Source organism: Spirosoma gilvum, from assembly GCF_054776815.1.
In genome coordinates, this window is the sequence record NZ_BAAHBH010000001.1 from 65,247 (window position 1) to 82,030 (window position 16,784).

At 49.2% G+C, this 16,784-nt stretch carries 15 protein-coding genes; 6 read left to right on the forward strand and 9 right to left on the reverse strand.

The window, feature by feature from the left end:
• Together ACYVFD_RS00230 and ACYVFD_RS00235 are read left to right on the forward strand one after the other, a co-directional pair.
• Positions 1 to 1,638, forward strand: a complete 1,638-nt coding sequence (locus ACYVFD_RS00230; RefSeq protein WP_461087331.1) for an SWIM zinc finger family protein — start codon at positions 1 to 3, stop codon at positions 1,636 to 1,638.
• A 411-nt stretch (positions 1,639 to 2,049) separates the two neighbouring features.
• Positions 2,050 to 3,537 carry a reverse transcriptase family protein gene (locus ACYVFD_RS00235; RefSeq protein ID WP_461087333.1) on the forward strand — a complete coding sequence of 496 codons (1,488 nt, stop codon included), beginning with the start codon at positions 2,050 to 2,052 and terminating at the stop codon, positions 3,535 to 3,537.
• Here ACYVFD_RS00235 and ACYVFD_RS00240 read toward each other — a convergent pair.
• The 3 genes from ACYVFD_RS00240 to ACYVFD_RS00250 are packed head-to-tail and all read right to left on the reverse strand — an operon-like array spanning position 3,532 to position 6,962.
• The gene (locus ACYVFD_RS00240; RefSeq protein ID WP_461087335.1) at positions 3,532 to 4,161 is read right to left on the reverse strand and encodes an NUDIX hydrolase; all 630 of its coding nucleotides are present in this window, start codon (positions 4,159 to 4,161) and stop codon (positions 3,532 to 3,534) included. The genes ACYVFD_RS00235 and ACYVFD_RS00240 overlap by 6 nt on opposite strands.
• 14 nt (positions 4,162 to 4,175) lie before the next feature.
• Positions 4,176 to 5,369: a hypothetical protein gene (locus ACYVFD_RS00245; protein WP_461087337.1), complete on the reverse strand. Its 1,194-nt coding sequence runs from the start codon at positions 5,367 to 5,369 to the stop codon at positions 4,176 to 4,178.
• Positions 5,370 to 5,378: 9 nt separating this feature from the next.
• Entirely contained in the window at positions 5,379 to 6,962 is a 1,584-nt protein-coding gene (locus ACYVFD_RS00250) for an NAD(P)/FAD-dependent oxidoreductase (protein WP_461087339.1), read from the reverse strand.
• A 199-nt stretch (positions 6,963 to 7,161) separates the two neighbouring features.
• On the opposite strand from ACYVFD_RS00250, the gene ACYVFD_RS00255 reads away from it, so the two are divergent.
• Complete coding sequence (locus ACYVFD_RS00255; protein ID WP_461087341.1) at positions 7,162 to 9,126, forward strand: glycoside hydrolase family 88 protein; 1,965 nt, start codon at positions 7,162 to 7,164, stop codon at positions 9,124 to 9,126.
• 101 nt (positions 9,127 to 9,227) lie between these two features.
• Here ACYVFD_RS00255 and ACYVFD_RS00260 read toward each other — a convergent pair whose 3' ends face one another.
• A complete protein-coding gene (locus ACYVFD_RS00260; RefSeq protein ID WP_461087343.1) occupies positions 9,228 to 10,940 on the reverse strand; it encodes a GMC oxidoreductase in 1,713 nt (570 codons plus the stop codon).
• Positions 10,941 to 10,968: 28 nt separating this feature from the next.
• Positions 10,969 to 11,517 (reverse strand): P-loop NTPase family protein, encoded by a 549-nt coding sequence (locus ACYVFD_RS00265; protein WP_461087344.1) that lies wholly within the window; start codon positions 11,515 to 11,517, stop codon positions 10,969 to 10,971.
• A gap of 125 nt (positions 11,518 to 11,642) precedes the next feature.
• Between ACYVFD_RS00265 and ACYVFD_RS00270 the strand changes: the two genes are divergently transcribed.
• A complete protein-coding gene (locus ACYVFD_RS00270; protein ID WP_461087346.1) occupies positions 11,643 to 12,851 on the forward strand; it encodes an acyl-CoA dehydrogenase family protein in 1,209 nt (402 codons plus the stop codon).
• Positions 12,852 to 12,949: 98 nt separating this feature from the next.
• Here the strand turns inward: ACYVFD_RS00270 and ACYVFD_RS00275 are convergent, their stop codons facing one another.
• The 3 genes from ACYVFD_RS00275 to ACYVFD_RS00285 form a co-directional block, all read right to left on the reverse strand.
• Positions 12,950 to 13,387, reverse strand: coding sequence for an SRPBCC family protein (locus tag ACYVFD_RS00275; protein WP_461087348.1), 438 nt, complete (start codon positions 13,385 to 13,387; stop codon positions 12,950 to 12,952).
• Positions 13,388 to 13,531: 144 nt separating this feature from the next.
• The gene (locus tag ACYVFD_RS00280; protein WP_461087350.1) at positions 13,532 to 14,275 is read right to left on the reverse strand and encodes a hypothetical protein; all 744 of its coding nucleotides are present in this window, start codon (positions 14,273 to 14,275) and stop codon (positions 13,532 to 13,534) included.
• Positions 14,276 to 14,318: 43 nt separating this feature from the next.
• Entirely contained in the window at positions 14,319 to 15,278 is a 960-nt protein-coding gene (locus tag ACYVFD_RS00285) for a helix-turn-helix transcriptional regulator (RefSeq protein WP_461087352.1), read from the reverse strand.
• A gap of 173 nt (positions 15,279 to 15,451) precedes the next feature.
• On the opposite strand from ACYVFD_RS00285, the gene ACYVFD_RS00290 reads away from it, so the two are divergent.
• Positions 15,452 to 15,751 carry a GNAT family N-acetyltransferase gene (locus ACYVFD_RS00290; protein ID WP_461087354.1) on the forward strand — a complete coding sequence of 100 codons (300 nt, stop codon included), beginning with the start codon at positions 15,452 to 15,454 and terminating at the stop codon, positions 15,749 to 15,751.
• 2 nt (positions 15,752 to 15,753) lie between these two features.
• A complete protein-coding gene (locus ACYVFD_RS00295; protein ID WP_461087356.1) occupies positions 15,754 to 16,368 on the forward strand; it encodes a polysaccharide deacetylase family protein in 615 nt (204 codons plus the stop codon).
• 249 nt (positions 16,369 to 16,617) lie between these two features.
• Here the strand turns inward: ACYVFD_RS00295 and ACYVFD_RS00300 are convergent, their stop codons facing one another.
• Entirely contained in the window at positions 16,618 to 16,725 is a 108-nt protein-coding gene (locus tag ACYVFD_RS00300; protein WP_461087358.1) for a hypothetical protein, read from the reverse strand.
• Positions 16,726 to 16,784 lie beyond the last annotated feature (59 nt).

Consider the following 16,784-nt stretch of genomic DNA (forward strand, 5'->3'; position numbering starts at 1 on the left):
ATGCTCTTTAACTATAAATTCGGAGGGAGTACGTCCGTCGTCAGCAATGCCAATTCGGTGGGGATGTCGTTTGCTCCAGACACGAACCGAACCCCTACGTTTTTTGTCGGAAAATTGCACCGGAAACTGGCTTTTCGCGAAGCTATCTCGGCTCTTCATGACGTGGTTGTTTCAGACATGCGGTTTGTGCCCCGCGACAAAACGGCTTATAAAGAATGGGCGGCTCAACAGGAAACCATCTGGCTGTCCGAGTTTATGGCTGGTCAGAACCTGGGTGATATGACCGACCGAATTGCGACGTTACGAACGGAACTCAACACGTTGTACCGCGACCGCGAGCGGGTTATGAAACCATTTTACGATGCCCGACAGCGTTACTATAAATACCTGTATGAGCGTGACCGCGATGCCTGGTTTGTGCTTGACCCGGTGATTACGGTACATCCCGATGAGGTGTTTTTCGAGTGTTTTTCGCAAGACGAATCGTCGTATGGCAAACTGTCGGCCAACTACAATGTCTTTAAGCACATCAGCGAATTCGCCTGTGGGACCACCAACATCGACTATTCGTCGGCACTTTATAATGAGTTTCAGAAGATCCGGGACTATAAAGAAACAGACTTCCAAATCGATCCGAGCGGATTTGAAGTACAAACGACCAACGAAGACACCTATAAGGAAGTAAAGATCGACCTGCCCGACAGTTGGGTGCGCGGCTTTCTCCAAGTGAGTTCGGCCATGACACTGCCAGCCACAACGCTCGAACTTCACCCAATGGATGTCTATGGCATTTGTTCACTTCTGCGTCGATTCAAGGAGAAAGTGGGACCGCGTTCCATTCGATTTAAACTGACGCCCAACGAACCCATTAAGCTGGTTTTTGATCCGTGGGGTAAAGAACTGATTTGCAGTCGATCAATGTATAACGGCACCGAGACTAAGGAGATTCGAATTTGGGGTCGTCGTCGGTTGCTCATTCTGGAACGACTTATTCCGGTTACACGTCGATTCACGATTCATCTGCTGGGGTCAGGACTGCCCTCGTTCTATGTGGCTGATCTGGGCGATATGACGTTTACGCTGGGGCTATCGGGCTGGTCGGCGAATGACTGGTCACGATTGGGAAACTTTGATCTGATGGCGCCCCGGGCCAATGTACCACCAGCTACGGCGCGGTTGATTTTCGATACGCTCAAACAGAACTGGTACGAAAAGCCCGTAACGTTGGCAAAGCGCATGGGGCTGGATACCAAAACGGTATTGGGTGCATTGGGAACGTATACGCAGGCTGGCCGGGCCATTTTCGATTTACACCAGGGCGTATATCGAGTTCGCGAGTTAACCCAGGAGCCGCTACCCATGGAGAAACTACGGTTCGACAATCCGAGAGAGGCCGAAGCGCATCAGCTAGCTGAGGATAAACAGGTGGAGCTTAAGGCCACACCGGAGTTGAATGGAGTTTGGTTGACTGGCACAGTCAAAACGCCTAACCGGGCATACAATACCAGCTTGTTTATCGATAGGGACGAACGCCTGACGCAGGCTACCTGCGATTGTGGATTTTATAGTCAGCATAAGCTTCACAAAGGCCCTTGCGAACACATGTTAGCTTTACGGATTGCGTATAGCAACCGCTAGGTGCAAGTTGTTGAAAAGAAGTTTATTTATAAATAAATTTTAATTGTTTTTTGATTTATTCATTGCATGACAGCGCATTAATTGTTAACTTGCAGAAGCAATAAAACGGTCAGGCACGCATTTAGACCTTGCGTTTCCTTCGGGAAAAGAACGATGTTTCGTCGTTCATGCTACATGACTTCACACGCGTCACTACGTGCAATCGTTACTGTGGGGGGCTTCGTACCTATGCAGTATTTCCGGTGCGGCTCCTATGGAGCGAAATACTGCATAGGTACGGCCCCCCGGGAGTTGATTGACGTAGTCCTAAGATTATTCGAAGGCCGTGCCTGACCGTTTTTTTAGCTTCCCGCTGTTTTTCTGCCTGTTACACTATTGTCTGCACTGGATTGATCAGCATAATCTGGTATCATGACCCGTCAGGAAATCTACGACCGAATCCGCTCGCTGGGTTCAAAAGATTCGTTTGTGCTGGCCGAAATGAAGCGCTTGGGATTTTGGGAGCGCTCGGCCAGTATGCCCGCTGTATCAGAGCAGTTTATCGAGCATGAAGCTCAGCTTCAACGTGAATTGAACAACCTGCTTGATAAGCAACGTCGATACGAAAACCGGAAGGCCATGCTCGCCGAAATGCGGAAAGCCCGCATGGTAGAATCCAAACGAAAACAGCAGGAAACCAAGCAGCGCAACGAGCAGAAGCGTCAGGAGCGAGCTGCGCGCTGGAAAGCTCAACAGCAGCAAGCCATTACATACATAGGCGAAGGCGTTTCGGCTGGATTACAGCCGACTGTTTCCGATAAAGAGCGATTGGCACGATTTGGTGTTCCTGATTTCGAAAGTCCACTGGCGTTGGCTCAGGCATTGGATATGACGCTTGGTCGTTTGCGTTTTCTGACTTTCAACCGCCCGGTATCAACTGTATCGCACTACAAACGGTTCTTCCTGTCCAAAAAATCGGGGGGTAAACGCCTGATTTCGGCACCAATGCCGTACCTGAAAAAAGCGCAGTACTGGGTTCTGGCGCATATTCTACAACCCATTCAGCCAACCGAAGAGGCTCACGGTTTTGTGACCAACCGCTCTATTGTAACCAACGCGCAGCCACACATTGGGCAGGATGTAGTCGTGAATCTGGACTTGAAAGATTTCTTTCCGAGCATCAGCTATCGTCGGATCAAAGGGCTGTTCGTTGCCTTTGGCTATGCCGAAACTATCGCGACACTGTTGGCACTACTCTGTACTGAGCCAGCCATCGATGAAGTTGAACTGGATGGGAAACGATATTACGTCGCCAAAGGCGAACGCATATTGCCACAGGGGGCGCCAACCAGCCCAGGGCTGACCAACCTGCTGGCGTATCGGCTTGACCACCGACTCCGTGGCATAGCCGACAAGTTTGGCTTTGCATACACCCGTTATGCCGACGATCTGACATTTTCAGCTTCGGGTGAAGCCGCCGGGCGGGTGGGACAATTGCTCTGGTCAATTCGGCAGGTGATTAATAGCGAAGGCTTTACATTGCACCCAGACAAGTTACAGGTGATGCGAAAAGGCGCCCAGCAACGTGTAACAGGGCTGATTGTGAATGATCAGTTGGGCATTGATCGAGCTACATTACGCAAATTTCGGGCTTTGCTTCATCAGATTGAACAAACTGGATGGGCCAATAAAACCTGGGGTAAAGGTCAGATTCAGAATACCGTTTTGGGTTATGCCAATTTCGTAGCGATGGTTAAACCCGAACAGGGCGAAGCCATGCGAGAAAAGGTGAAAGTGCTCTTGTTAACGGCCCCAAATGCTACTACAGTACGGCCAGAAAGAGAGTCAAAGAGCGATAAAGAAACCTTACAAAAACCGCAAATGCCCAACACCTCTGTCGATTGGTGGGATGTGTTATGAGTCCAGCAACATCAGCAATTCACTGATCATCATGGCCGTAGCACCCCAAACCCGATGGCCCTGAATCTGATAAAACGGCGCATCGACCAATATTCCCCGTACTTCAATCTGGCTGTCGCCGACAATAGTTTCGTCGAGTAAGGTATTCAAATCAACTTCCACGACGGCTTCTACTTCGCGAGGGTCGGGGTAAAAATCAGGGCGGTAGGGGAGTACGCCCACAACGGGTTGTACATAGAAATTACTGGGTGGAATAAATAGCTCAGTGAGTAATCCCAACACCTTTACATCCGATACCCGAATGCCAACTTCTTCCTGGGCTTCGCGGAGGGCGGTTCGGGTTAGGTTTTCATCGAATCGTTCCATGCGCCCACCGGGAAAGGCCATCTGCCCGGCATGAACGCCATCGTACTGAGGCCGAAGGATAAGGGGTAAATAAATTGAATTCTGGAAAGGATAAAAACAAATCAGTACGGCACTCCGGCGCGTACGCTCGTTGGGTTTGATACCCAGCCGATACCGAGCTGCCGATGCCATTTTCTGGTGCGCGGCTTCCCCCGGCAGCGGTTGTTGTAGCCGTTGCTGAAGGTGTTCGGTAAAAGCATTAAACGAGGTTTGTAACATTCGACCGGAACCAGTTAAGGGTAATACTCGATTTTACGGACTAGCGCGCTGCCAATCTGCATGCCATTGGCATCAACCTGTTTTTGTTCGACCCAGTTGCCATGCTTATCATATTGGTACTGGTAAATGGGTTTGGTCATGTTGGTATAGTCAAATACATGTTCCTCCCATTTTCCGGTGTAGTTATATCGGGACGTATCCGATAGAATATAGCCCTTGACAGGATGCTGAAGACTAATGGTTTCAGATACTAGATTTCCTGAGCGATCATAGGATTGAACTACTCTGCGGGTAGTCTCTGGGGTGTAACTAAAACTATATACATCCGTTAGTTGATGATGGTTATAGGTTTTCTGCCGGAGTAATCTAGACTGATTATCATATTGATTCTGGTAAAGTGTTGTATCGACTGACCATTCTGGCTGAAGTGCATATAAACTGTCTTCTACACGCTTAAGACTATCTTCCCGATTCATCATCTGGATTCTTCCCTTTGCTACTTCGGCTTTGTAAGCCGCCTTTTCGGCCTCGGAAAGATTACTGGTTATTTCACCCATAAATGCGTCAAGCTCTGCCTGGTCGACCTTGGGCATTTTGAAAACCTGTTTCCGTCGTCGTACGATCTGTCCTGTCAAATAACCTGGCTTATCCCATGTATAACGTTCCTCCGTAATAAGCAGTGTATCCTGTTTATAGGTACGTTTTACCGCAATCCGGCTGACAGAATCCATCCGCATCTCCGTTCGAGTATTCAGGGGAATCCCTCCAATGATCCGTTTATCCCGAATAATGTAGAGTTTGCGGGTTGGATTAAATTCATAGCTAATACGACCTTCGGAAAGTGGCATTCTCGATTTCTGGGCTAAAATTTCGTCCCAAATAGCGCTGATATGCCCTCTGGAACTATACGCATAATGGGTAGCCACCTGCGGCTTATTGTAATCGTCGGAGGAGGTTCTTTTTTGAAGAAATCCCTGCTTGTTGTATTCTTCCGTGTAGTTCTTTCCAGAATAGCCGTCGAGCCAGTCGGCTGGTTTATTGGTAATTGGTGATTGAGCCTGAGTAATCGTTTTAACATTGCCTTTCAAGTCATGCTTTTTGGCAACAGGAATCGCTGAGCCCCAATAGGCCCGGATTTGTGCTTGCGCTTGGGACGTGGAAGGAATTAATGTCAAAACGATAAGAACTATATAGAGTAGATACTTCATACTGGAAACCTACTTATACAACTTAACTAATTCTTCCGCACAACGTTCACCGTCCATGGCTGCTGAGACAATGCCACCTGCATATCCAGCCCCTTCACCACAGGGGAACAACCGTCGGATGTCGACATGCTCACACGTATCGCGGTCACGGGGAATGCGTACGGGGGAGGATGTTCGGCTTTCTACACCAATCAACTGCCCCTCGTTGCTCAGATAACCTCGCATTTTTCGACCAAACTCCCGCAGGCCCTGCCGTAATGGTTGGGCAATATGATCGGGTAATACGTCGGCCATATCGACCGAAGCGAGGCCCGGTTGGTAGGAAGTTGGCAACAGATCGCCGGAGATCCGACCATCGACAAAATCAGCAATACGCTGGGCAGGAGCCGTTTGCGAAGGTCGGTCAGACTGTGTGGCTCCCATTCGGCAGGCCCAGCGCTCCAGTTCCTGCTGTAGCGCAAGTCCAGCCAATGGACCTTCGTCGGCATAAGGACGTAGGTCATTGTTGGTAATGGCTACCACCAGCCCCGAATTGGCATACTGCGAATCCCGACGCGAAGGCGACATACCATTAACAACCAGCTCGCCGGGTGCCGTTGCCGCCGGAACGATAAACCCGCCCGGACACATACAAAACGAAAAAACGCCCCGTTCTACCCCTTGATAGCGCGTTTGAGTAACCAAACTATAGGAAGCAGCGGGCAGATAATCACCCCGGTCTGGGCGGTGGTACTGAAACTGGTCGATCAGACGTTGTTGGTGTTCAATCCGAACGCCCATGGCAAAGGGTTTCGCTTCGACCCGAACCTTTCGGTCGTGGAGCAGGTAAAAAATGTCACGTGCCGAGTGACCCGTTGCCAGAATGACACCAATGCCGGTTAGTGTTTCGCCGTTCGCCAGCACCACACCATTTAGCTCATTACCATCGAGCAGCAGGTCAGTCACTTTGGTATCGAACCGGACTTCGCCCCCGGCATGCAGAATACTGTTCCGAAGATCAGCGACCACATTAGGAAGCTTATTGGTGCCGATGTGTGGGTGAGCGTCGACCAGAATCTGCTCAGTAGCCCCGTGAGCAACGAAAATCTCCAGAATCCGGCGAACATCCCCCCGCTTGGTCGAACGGGTGTATAGCTTGCCATCGGAATAGGTTCCAGCTCCGCCCTCACCAAAACAGTAGTTCGATTCGGGATTGACAACGTGATCCTTATTGATAGCGGCTAAATCGCGTCGGCGGGTACGAACGTCGCTGCCTCGTTCGACAACGATCGGTTTGATGCCCAGTTCAATGAGCCGTAGAGCCGCAAATAACCCGGCCGGACCAGCGCCCACCACAATGGCTTGTGGCGCTTTGCTTCTATCGGTCTGTGGTTTTCGGTATTGGATCAGTGGGGGAGGTGGGTCTCCGGCAAAAACATCGGCTTCGACCTGTACGCGTACCTGACGATTACGGGCATCAATCGACTGCCGTCGTTTGCGGATGATTACGTCTTCTGTATCAGGTAATTTGAGTTGGTTTAATACCTGCATTCGAAACGCGTCATCATCTAAAGCCAGTTCGGGCGCAAGCGTTAACGAAAGTTGATGAATCATAGTGAGGATGGCCAGTACTTATCTGGCAAAAAACATTATTTAAGTAACAGGTGACCTTGGGTTTGGGTTCGCTTGGCTACTAAGTAACATTTTTTCTGCCAATCAGAGAGTATTTGACGGATATTTATGACTATTTTCTTACTTAGGATTAAGACAAGTACTTGCTCTAAATCGACTATCTGATGGTAGTCTGCAAAAAATGATGAAGTTTAGCCTTTTTGGTTGTCTAATGGTCGTAAGCCAGTTCGTATGGGCTCAGTCAACCACAACCCTTCCCTGGTCGCAGCGTATGGTGGCCTCCATTATGGCCAATAACCCTGATTCAATTTCGTATAAACGGGAGAATGGAACGAAGGGAGTTGCCCATTGGGAATATGAAACGGGTGTGTTGCTGGAAGGCGTGAAGCAGGTGTGGTATCGCACGGCTGATGATCGGTATTTCAATTACATCCAGAAAAACATGGATCGCTATGTGAAAGCTGATGGCGATATCCGTACCTATAAACTCGAAGACTATAACCTCGATTTCATTACACCAGGTCGCTCGTTGCTCCTGTTGTATCAGCAATCGTTGCCGGGTAAAGAAAAGTACCGGAAAGCCGCTGACCTGCTTCGAAAACAACTGGCTGAACAACCTCGCACAAAAGAGGGTGGCTACTGGCATAAGAAGCGGTATCCGTATCAGATGTGGCTCGACGGGTTATACATGGCCGAACCGTTCTATGCGGAGTATACAGCCCTGTTTGGCGATGCGAAGCATTTCGACGATGTCATCAATGAGTTCGTCTGGATGGAAAAACACGCTCGCGATCCTAAAACCGGGCTGATTTATCATGGCTGGGACGAAAGCCGCGAACAAAAGTGGGCCAACAAAGAAACGGGAAACTCGCCGAACTTCTGGAGTCGGGCTATGGGCTGGTATGCAATGGCGCTGGTTGATGTATTGGACTACATTCCTCAGAATCATCCGCGCCGGGGTGAATTAGTTGCCATTCTGAATCGGTATATGCCAGCGTTGGTGAAGTTTCAGGATCCTAAAACGGGCTGCTGGTGGCAGGTAACCGACCGTATGGGCGACAAAGGCAATTACCTCGAAGCGTCGGGCTCCTGCATGTTTGTGTATGCACTGGCCAAAGGTGTTCGGATGGGCTATCTGCCTGCATCGATGATGGCATCGGCCCGAAAAGGCTACGAAGGCATACTGAAGCAGTTCATTACCACCGATGAAAAAGGACTTATTCACTTAGAGAAAACCGTTGTGGTAGGTGGTTTGGGTGGTACACCCTACCGGGATGGCAGCTATGAATACTACCTCAGCGAACCCATTCGGCAGGATGATCTGAAAGGCGTTGGCCCGTTCATTATGGCCAGTGTCGAAATGGAGATTGCCGCCGAAGATGCACTCGGTAAGGGCAAAACCGTAGCCGTCGATACTTATTTTAACCACGAATCCCGCAAAGGCTATACCGGTGAACAGGAGCCTTTCCATTACACCTGGGACGATCAACAGCATTCGGGATTCTTCTGGTGGGGCGGCATTTTCCGCAAACTGGGTGCGAAAACGGCAACTATTACCGGGGCTCCTACGGCTGCATCACTAAAAGGCGTTGACGTGTACATCATTGTTGATCCCGATACGCCAAAGGAAACGCCTAAGCCAAACTATGTAAGCGAAAGCGACATCAACGCCATTGCCAGCTGGGTAGAGGCCGGTGGTACGCTGGTGCTGATGGCCAATGATACCTCGAACTGTGAACACAAACATTTCAATCAGTTAGCCGGCCGGTTTGGCATGCAGTTCCTGCCTAAAAATCGAAATATGGTGCAGGGAGATAAGTTTGAGCAGGGTAAAATCAGTATTCCGGTTGGTAATATGATTTTTCCGAATACACGCACGGTTTACATTAAAGAATTATCTCCACTGAGTGTGAAAGCTCCGGCTAAAGCCGCTGTGACCGATGGTGGTGATGTGATTATGGGTGTTGCCAAAGTGGGTAAAGGAACCGTTTTTGCCGTTGGCGACCCTTGGTTGTATAACGAATACGTAGATGGTCGGAAAATTCCGGCTCAATTTGAAAATTATAAGGCAGCTAAAGATCTGGCAAGCTGGTTGTTGAAGCAAGGAGCAGCAGCTGCTCCCGGTTCAGCAACGAGTAAGCGGTAGAGTATTTTGTCATTCTGAGGAACAAAGAATCTTAAGATTTCCTGATGGAAGCTTTACGATTCTTCGTTCCTCAGAATTACAAAAATAGTCTTTGCATTACACTACAACCGCAACGCTTTCATCTGTTTAACAGCGTAATTGGCCGCTCTGGCTGTAAGGGCCATATAGGTCAGTGATGGATTCTGGGTACTGGTGGAAGTCATGCAGGCGCCATCGGTAACGAACACGTTTGGGCAGTGATGCAGTTGATTCCAGCGGTTGAGCAGCGATGTTTTCGGATCACGACCCATACGTACACCGCCCATTTCGTGGTTTTCGCTGCCGGGTAATCGACCCGTGTCAATCGTCCGAATGTTTTTGAAACCGGCTTGGGTAAACATTTCGGTAAGCTGCTCAAAAAAATCTTTCAGAATCTTCCGGTCGTTGTCATCGTAGTCTACTGACACGCGCAATTGTGGAATCCCGAAATTATCTTTCAGTGTAGGATCAAGCCGGACGGTGCTACTGGCTTTCGGAATGGTTTCGGCCATCATCGCCGAGCCAACCTGCCATTCGCCCAGATTAGTGTTGAGCAGATTTTGCTTTAGAGCTGCGCCGACCCCTTCCTGATTCTCAACAGGTCCCCGCGACGAATAAAATGTGGCCGCGTACCCGCGCAGAAAGTCTGTTTCCTGTTTAAAAACGTTTCGAAATCGGGGAATGTAGCTGCTATTCGGTCGGCGTCCGTCGGTTGTGGAGTCCAGCAAACCATCGTACGTAGCCGTAACGCGGCCCCGATAGCTATGAAAAGCCATATGTGTACCCAGCAAACCAGAATCATTGCCTAAACCATTCGGAAAACGATGCGACGTGGAGTTGAGCAGAATCAGGTTAGTGTGCAGCGCCGACGCATTGAGAAAAATAATTCGGGCGTAGTATTCCGTCATCTGATGCGTTTGAGTGTCGATAACGCGCACGCCCGTTGCCCGGCCTTTCTGCTCATCATAAATAATGGAATGAACTACCGAATGGGGCCGTAAGGTTAGTTTCCCGGTACGCATGGCCCAGGGAATAGTCGAGGCATTGCTGCTAAAATAACCGCCGTACGGACAGCCTCGCTCGCAAAGAGTTCGGTGTTGGCATCGGGTTCGGCCTTGCTGGAGATGGATAGGTTTAGGATCGGTAATATGAGCCGCCCGACCAATAATCACATGCCGATCGGGATAGCGAGTCGATACCTGCTGTTTGAAATAGCTTTCGACGCAAGACATCTCGTGCGGGGGTAAAAACTCGCCATCGGGTAATGTGGCCAGACCGTCTTTGTGGCCGGTAATTCCCACAAATCGTTCGACATGACTGTACCAGGGGGCTATATCGGTGTAGCGGATTGGCCAGTCGACTGCGTACCCGTCACGCGCAGGACCTGTAAAATCGAAATCGCTCCAGCGCTGGGTTTGCCGCCCCCAGGTGAGCGAACGCCCACCTACCTGATAGCCATGCATCCAGTCGTAAGGCTTTTCCTGTACGTAAGGCTGCTCGCTGTCTTTAGCGAAAAAATGCATGGTATCCTCATGAAAGGCGTAATTCCGGCTGGCGATAGAATACTCTTTTCGGATGGCCAGTGGTACTTGCCCCCGATGTTCCAGCTCCCACGGATTCAGTGTTGCGGTCGGGTAGTCGGTTACGTGATTAACGGGACGACCACGTTCCAGAAGCAGTGTTCGAAGGCCCAGTTGCGTAAGTTCTTTGGCGGCCCAGCCACCACTGATTCCAGACCCCACAACAATAGCGTCGTAGGTTTGCGTTTTGCGGCTATCGATAAGGAAATTTGCCATGTTTGGTAAAGTACATAGGGCTCCATTCTTAACTATACTGCTGCAACGCCATTTGTTTCATAACGATGGTCAACCGTTCGTCTACGGAATGTTCTCCCCGCAGTTCGACAAGCGGACAAGTGAGTTTCTGCATCCAGTTTTCATGAGCCTGTAGCGTTCGTCCATGCGCTACATTGGTATCGTAGCCCGACGCCCAGTCGATGAATTCTTCGTATTGTTGGTTACGATCTTTGTCGGTAAAAATCACATCGCCATACCGCTGAAACTCACGTTTTTTCAACCGCTCCAATCGTAAAGCAGGAGGAACCCAGAGAAACACCGCCAGATCAAACGATGAAGGCCATTGGTCACCCCAGTTTAAGAGTGATCCTCCAACAATCCATCTTGTTGACTGACTCAGCCCCTCGACCAGTAAAGTAGTACGCTCAATGGGGTCTCTGCGGGTGATGTAGGGTGGATTCGAGGGTATCCAGTAAAAATCGTCAGTATCGAAATAGGGAATGCCTGTTTGCTCCGACAGTGCTTTACCAAGCGTGGTTACACCGGCACCTGAAGCTCCGAAAATGTGGATTTTCATAGAAATGTTTTGGCCTATCGGTCAGCCAGAAACTATTGGCCTGAACGGATAAGGAATTCTTCTTGTAAATTGGCAAAAAATCCCCTATTCCTACAACAAGCCCCGTTTTTTTCGGTTAACCCACTATGCAATCGCAATCCATAACTCCCCCCAGAAACAAGGTCGATACGTTTGAATCGCCGGATTTCTACAACCTCGATGATCTGTTTACGGCCGAACATAAACTGGTTCGCTCGGCTGTGCGTGATTTTGTGAAGCGCGAGATAACACCCATTGCCGAAGAGTATGCCCAGCGAGCGGAATTTCCGCAACATCTGGTTCGAAAATTCGGCCAGATTGGGGTGTTCGGCGCTACCATCCCGACCGAGTATGGGGGTGGTGGACTGGATCAGATTTCGTATGGTATGATGACCCAGGAGATTGAGCGGGGCGATTCGGGTATGCGTTCATGCGTATCCGTGCAAAACTCGCTGGTAATGTATCCCATTCTAACGTTTGGCTCAGAAAAGCAGAAAAAGAAATACCTGCCCAAACTGGCAAAGGGTGAAATGCTGGGTTGCTTTGGACTCACAGAACCCAATCACGGTTCTGATCCGGGCGGTATGGAATCGAACTTCATCGAGCGCAGCGATTATTACCTGCTCAACGGCTCGAAGCTCTGGATTACCAACGCCAACATTGCCGATATAGCCATCGTCTGGGCTCGGAACGATCAGGGAAAGGTTCGGGGATTGATTCTGGAGCGGGGCATGGAAGGGTTTACAACGGCCGAAATCAAAAACAAATGGTCGCTACGGGCGAGCAGTACAGGTGAGCTGGTATTTCGGGATGTACAGGTGCCTAAGGAGAATATTTTGCCTGATGCGTATGGACTAAAAAGCGCCCTAAAATGCCTGGAACAGGCCCGCTATGGCATTTGTTGGGGGGCTGTCGGGGCAGCCATGGAGTGTTACGAAGTGGCCCGGAGATATGCTCTTGAGCGCATTCAGTTCAATAAGCCCATCGCCAGTTTTCAGCTTATTCAGAAGAAACTGGCCGAAATGCTGACCGATATTACCCAGGCACAACTGCTTTGCTGGCGGCTGGGTATGTTGAAGAATGAGGATCGGGCTACGGTCGCTCAGATTTCGCTGGCCAAGCGCAACAATGTTGAAATGGCCTTAAAAACCGCTCGGGAAGCCCGACAAATTCTGGGGGCGATGGGTATTTCGGGCGAATACCCAATCATGCGGCACTTGATGAACCTCGAATCGGTGAGCACCTACGAAGGTACTCACGATATTCAGTTGCTGATTCTGGGGGCCGAAATTACCGGCATTCCGGCGTTTAAATAGTCAAGAATTGTCAAGCGTAGTCAGGAGTGGTCAGGTATTGTTTACTAACGTATTGCCATCCTTGACTACTTCTGACCACACTTGACTATCCCTAACTACTATTTTTCTCGTTCCGCTATCTCCTTGATCTGCTTCAGAAAGTCATCCATGCCATTTAAGGAATGGTTGTAGCCGTCCTCTGTGCCAAAACCTTGCTGAGTCCAGGTAAATTCAGTCTGGTTCGGCTCCTTTGCAACGATCCGATAGGTAACTGTTGAGTAGTTTTCGGGCTTGTCTTCCAGGCCCGAAAAGCCGCTCCAGTAGCTATAGCTGAGTAATTGATTGGGCACATTTTCCAGAATGACACCCTTGTCGCGATAGGATTGATTTTCATATTCACCCTGAAAAACAATTTCACTGCCAACGTTCCAGTCGGTCAGGGTTTGGGTACCGAACAAATATTCCTGAATAAGGGCTGGATTGGTTAGTACTTCCCAAACACGAGCTGGGCTGGCGCTGATGGCGATGGATTGGGATACGATTAAGTCTTGGCGCATGGCTTTTCTGTTGATCTTCGACAAAGTTCTACTCCCTGACTGACAACCCTATGTCAGTAGGTTGTAACCTGAGGTTTTTTGTATTATGCTGAATGAAATAACTGACAGGGTTTTACCGAAGCAGCATAACGCAATAAATTAATCCTAGTTAGCAAGGGGCGCCCCGATCTGCCCGGTACGACAATCTGTATGTACAATCTCAAAGAGGCTGTAAACCACGCCTGACTTATCCTGAAAAATCATAGGAATATTGAGTTGCTTGGTCTTGGCAGCTAACCTAAGTTTAAGCCCTTCGACTCTGGTAGGGGCCTGTGATTGATAGAGCGCTTTATAACAGCCAGATTGAGCCTGTTTACCTGGATTATCCCGAAAAACTTGCTCCAGCCGTCCCTCGTTATACTGCATACCAACCCAAAAATCGGTCTCCTTCTCATTATAATATAGTAGACTGCCTGAAAAGTTGCTAGGTGAAAGGCCTTTATGATTCATTCGGTAAGCATCCGTTGGAAGTACGACCAGAATACAGCAACGATATTCACCCCGTTCATCCTTACTAATGATCAAACGTTTTTGAAAATCGACTATTGGCTGATCCAAAGTAGGCAGTTTATCTTTTTGAGCCTGGAAAGAAGAGCCCTGTGCAATAACTAAGGGCTTTCGATAATTGTAGTACAAGGGGACACTAACAGCGGGAGTTCCATTTGCCAATCGTGTGTTCTGGGCTCCGTCCCAATAGATTAAGCGATTGTCAGTTATGTTGTCTCGTGCTTTGTCGTTCAATCGACCAGTATACCAGCCTTTGGCCTCTTGAAGCGTAATTGGCGTCTTACCGGCTGGCATTCCAATTAATTCTTTTTCTGGCCGACAGGACCAAACTCCTGTTAACATAAAGTAAAGCAGGAGTAGGTAGGTTAACAGTTTGTAATTCATATTATCCCGCAACTGGATGAGCTAAATAGTGTGTCTGTAGTTCATCGACCAATTTTTGGACCAGTGCCCGAAGCGATTCTGATTGTTCAATGGTTACGGCATTACCATACATCAGTAGCCAGCGAGCCAGGCCTTCCAGATAAGGTGTTTGGAAAACCATGCGAACCTGATCGCCTAAGTCTTCTTCGTGCTGGAAACCGTAGGCATACCGCTCTTCCTGAAGGTAACGAATCATCGACTTAGGGAAGACAACGGTAGCCTCAAAAATAGCCCAGTCTTTGCCCATTCGGTTAAGGTATTCCTGCAACGATAGTCGTTCTGGCCGGGCGAATCGCTGGCCTGTGTTGGTAAGCTCCCGGATTCGATCGACCCGGAAATCGCGATAGTCCTGACGCGTTCGACAAAAAGCGATCAGATGCCAGCCCATTCGGTAGTGGTGAAGGCCGACAGGCTCTACTTCCCGCTCCGTTTCGGCATCGTTATACTGTGAATGATACCGCAGCAGCAGCACATTGTTTTGGGCAATGGCATGCTGAATATGAGTCAGTAATCCGTCGGAATACGGTTGGCGATGTCTCGGCTTGGCGACAGCGATATGCGCGTCCAGATCGTCCAGTCGTTCCTGGTCGGTACGTTTCAGGACCGATTTGATCTTATATAAGGCCGATTCAAACTCAGCCCGAACCGAAGCATCGGCCCACCGTTCAATGAGCTTACTTCCCATGAGTAGCGCACTGGCTTCGGCACTGGTAAACATCACGGGCGGTAAATGATAATCGGTCAGAAAATAGCCGACGCCCGCTTCGGCACCAATCGGAACACCGGCTTCTTCCAGTGATCGCACATCCCGATATACAGTTCGCAGGCTAATGCCAAAACGGTCGGCCAGCTCCTGAGCGCGGACAACCCGTTTGGTTTGCAGGTGAATCAGAATGGCAGTCAGTCGGTCAAGACGGTTCATAAAGCAGCAATTGGAATGATAGGCGCAAATTACGATGGATGAGTTAAATAGTGTTTCTACCAATTCTGAGGATTCTATTGTTTCTTTTGGTTCTTTTGCAGATACAAACCGAGAGGTTGGCAAAAAGCCGACATTCGTCGCGAAAATAGTAAGACAACAGGGCCCCCAATTTCATGAATAACATCCATAACAATACCCATCTCCATCGGTTCGAACTGGAAACCGATGGTAAATTATCCATAGTCGAATATCAGAAAGTCGATGGCGAAACGATTGCACTGGTCCATACCGAGGTCGATCCTAGTCTGGAAGGCCATGGTATCGGTTCTAAATTAGTAGAGGGCGTTTTAGAATATACGGAACAACATGATCTGAAAATTGTGCCACTTTGCCCGTTTGTCAGTGCTTACCTGAAACGTCATCCCGACTGGAATCGGGTAGTATCGACTTCGTACACGGCTACAGGTTTTTAAGTATGCCGCCTATTCGTTTGCTCCTGGCAGGCGCTTTGTTCATTCTGGTAAGCTGGTCTGCATTCGGCCAGCTTACCGATTATAGAATGTGGATTGGCCTGACTATTGACCTGTGCCCGTCGACCAAGCCGCTGACTCGCCCGGTTTTTGAGCAACTCATTCGGGTGTTTGAGCCGGAAGAAAAACCTATACCGGTTACGATTACCATTATGGGGCTATGGATGGCGAATCATGCCCAAGATTTAGCCTATCTGAAAAATCTGGTAAGTCGGGGTGAGCTGACTATTACCTGGGTCAATCATTCGTACCATCATCGGTATGACCCTCGCTTACCCCTTCAAACCAATTTTCTGCTAGAAGCGTCAACTGACCTCAACGCGGAGGTATTGTTGAATGAGCAGGCTATGCTCCAAAACGGATTGACGCCTTCCATTTTCTTCCGATTTCCGGGACTGGTATCCGACAAGTCCGTTTTTAATCGAATCCTGGCATTCGGGCTATTGCCAATCGGGAGCGATGCCTGGCTGGCCAAAAACCAACAGCCTAAACAAGGAAGTCTGGTACTAATTCATGCTAATGGCAACGAACCAGTTGGGATCACCGATTTTATAATCTGATCCGAAAAAAATCGGCATCCATCGAAAATAAAGCCTGGTTGTTGTATGATTTATCAGCCAGTGTGGCCAAGGAGAGGTAGTTGGAAAGTAAAAGTGAGATTGATATAAGTAGAACAGCGCCTTTTCACGGTGGTAACACGGGTTCGATTCCCGTATCGGTCACCACTAATAAAGATAGAATTTTATCGCCCTCGATTCTCCATTTCCTCAATCTTCTCCCGCAGTTGCCTGACCTCACTGATTAGCGTTTTAAATGTCATTATCGGTCTGTTCCTGCTCATCTTCGACAAGGAAATTTGCGACGTATCCCGTAAAGGGGCCAAACAGCCCAACGCCAACAATCATGAGGATTGCCAAAATCAGCCGACCGGCGGTTGTAATGGGAAACCGGTCGCTGTAGCCAACTGAGTTTCGGT

Coding starts and splice junctions, on each gene's coding strand:
- ACYVFD_RS00275 (WP_461087348.1), bottom strand. CDS start 13,387: ATGCGCCAAGACTTAATCGTATCCCAATCCATCGCCATCAGCGCCAGC.
- ACYVFD_RS00230 (WP_461087331.1), top strand. CDS start 1: ATGCTCTTTAACTATAAATTCGGAGGGAGTACGTCCGTCGTCAGCAAT.
- ACYVFD_RS00265 (WP_461087344.1), bottom strand. CDS start 11,517: ATGAAAATCCACATTTTCGGAGCTTCAGGTGCCGGTGTAACCACGCTT.
- ACYVFD_RS00285 (WP_461087352.1), bottom strand. CDS start 15,278: ATGAACCGTCTTGACCGACTGACTGCCATTCTGATTCACCTGCAAACC.
- ACYVFD_RS00240 (WP_461087335.1), bottom strand. CDS start 4,161: ATGTTACAAACCTCGTTTAATGCTTTTACCGAACACCTTCAGCAACGG.
- ACYVFD_RS00260 (WP_461087343.1), bottom strand. CDS start 10,940: ATGGCAAATTTCCTTATCGATAGCCGCAAAACGCAAACCTACGACGCT.
- ACYVFD_RS00295 (WP_461087356.1), top strand. CDS start 15,754: ATGCCGCCTATTCGTTTGCTCCTGGCAGGCGCTTTGTTCATTCTGGTA.
- ACYVFD_RS00255 (WP_461087341.1), top strand. CDS start 7,162: ATGATGAAGTTTAGCCTTTTTGGTTGTCTAATGGTCGTAAGCCAGTTC.
- ACYVFD_RS00235 (WP_461087333.1), top strand. CDS start 2,050: ATGACCCGTCAGGAAATCTACGACCGAATCCGCTCGCTGGGTTCAAAA.
- ACYVFD_RS00280 (WP_461087350.1), bottom strand. CDS start 14,275: ATGTTAACAGGAGTTTGGTCCTGTCGGCCAGAAAAAGAATTAATTGGA.
- ACYVFD_RS00290 (WP_461087354.1), top strand. CDS start 15,452: ATGAATAACATCCATAACAATACCCATCTCCATCGGTTCGAACTGGAA.
- ACYVFD_RS00250 (WP_461087339.1), bottom strand. CDS start 6,962: ATGATTCATCAACTTTCGTTAACGCTTGCGCCCGAACTGGCTTTAGAT.
- ACYVFD_RS00270 (WP_461087346.1), top strand. CDS start 11,643: ATGCAATCGCAATCCATAACTCCCCCCAGAAACAAGGTCGATACGTTT.
- ACYVFD_RS00245 (WP_461087337.1), bottom strand. CDS start 5,369: ATGAAGTATCTACTCTATATAGTTCTTATCGTTTTGACATTAATTCCT.